Genomic DNA, 1,780 nt, shown 5'->3' on the forward strand with positions numbered 1-1,780 from the left:
GCTTCCATATCCGGCCTATCAACCCAGTCGTCTACTGGGAGCCTTACCCTCTCTAGGAGGTGGGAGTCCTCATCTCGAAGCAGGCTTCCCGCTTAGATGCTTTCAGCGGTTATCCCTCCCGAACGTAGCCAACCAGCCATGCCCTTGGCAGAACAACTGGCACACCAGAGGTTCGTCCGTCCCGGTCCTCTCGTACTAGGGACAGCCCTTCTCAAGACTCCTACGCGCACAGCGGATAGGGACCGAACTGTCTCACGACGTTCTAAACCCAGCTCGCGTACCGCTTTAATGGGCGAACAGCCCAACCCTTGGGACCGACTCCAGCCCCAGGATGCGACGAGCCGACATCGAGGTGCCAAACCATCCCGTCGATATGGACTCTTGGGGAAGATCAGCCTGTTATCCCCGGGGTACCTTTTATCCGTTGAGCGACGGCGCTTCCACAAGCCACCGCCGGATCACTAGTCCCGACTTTCGTCCCTGCTCGACCCGTCGGTCTCACAGTCAAGCTCCCTTGTGCACTTACACTCAACACCTGATTGCCAACCAGGCTGAGGGAACCTTTGGGCGCCTCCGTTACTCTTTAGGAGGCAACCGCCCCAGTTAAACTACCCATCAGACACTGTCCCTGATCCGGATCACGGACCCAGGTTAGACATCCAGCACGACCAGACTGGTATTTCAACGACGACTCCACACTAACTGGCGTTAGCGCTTCACAGTCTCCCAGCTATCCTACACAAGCCGAACCGAACACCAATATCAAACTGTAGTAAAGGTCCCGGGGTCTTTCCGTCCTGCTGCGCGAAACGAGCATCTTTACTCGTAGTGCAATTTCACCGGGCCTATGGTTGAGACAGTCGAGAAGTCGTTACGCCATTCGTGCAGGTCGGAACTTACCCGACAAGGAATTTCGCTACCTTAGGATGGTTATAGTTACCACCGCCGTTTACTGGCGCTTAAGTTCTCAGCTTCGCCACCCCGAAGAGTGACTAACCGGTCCCCTTAACGTTCCAGCACCGGGCAGGCGTCAGTCCGTATACATCGCCTTACGGCTTCGCACGGACCTGTGTTTTTAGTAAACAGTCGCTTCTCGCTGGTCTCTGCGGCCACCCCCAGCTCACCGAGTAAATCGGATCACCAGAAATGGCCCCCCTTCTCCCGAAGTTACGGGGGCATTTTGCCGAGTTCCTTAACCATAGTTCACCCGAACGCCTCGGTATTCTCTACCTGACCACCTGAGTCGGTTTAGGGTACGGGCCGCCATGAAACTCGCTAGAGGCTTTTCTCGACAGCATAGGATCATCCACTTCACCACAATCGGCTCGGCATCAGGTCTCACCCTCATGTCACCCGGATTTACCTAGATGACGGGCTACACCCTTACCCCGGGACAACCACCGCCCGGGCTGGACTACCTTCCTGCGTCACCCCATCACTCACCTACTACCAGATCGGGTCAGCGGCTCCACCACTCCCCCTCACTCCGAAGAGATCAGGGGCGGCTTCACGGCCTTAGCATCACTGGATTCGATGTTTGACGCTTCACAGCGGGTACCGGAATATCAACCGGTTATCCATCGACTACGCCTGTCGGCCTCGCCTTAGGTCCCGACTTACCCTGGGCAGATCAGCTTGACCCAGGAACCCTTAGTCAATCGGCGCACACGTTTCTCACGTGTGAATCGCTACTCATGCCTGCATTCTCACTCGTGAACCGTCCACAACTCGCTTCCGCGGCTGCTTCACCCGGCACACGACGCTCCCCTACCCATCACGT

General features: G+C 56.7%; 1 rRNA gene (cut by a window edge). It reads right to left on the bottom strand.

Annotated elements, in window-relative coordinates:
• Nucleotides 1-1,780 (bottom strand): 23S ribosomal RNA (locus ABZ192_RS42960) (its annotated part continues 1,369 nt past the right edge of the window); the annotation flags it as partial.

Origin of the sequence: Streptomyces sp. NPDC006235 (genome assembly GCF_040613735.1) — a bacterium.
GTDB lineage: Bacteria > Actinomycetota > Actinomycetes > Streptomycetales > Streptomycetaceae > Streptomyces.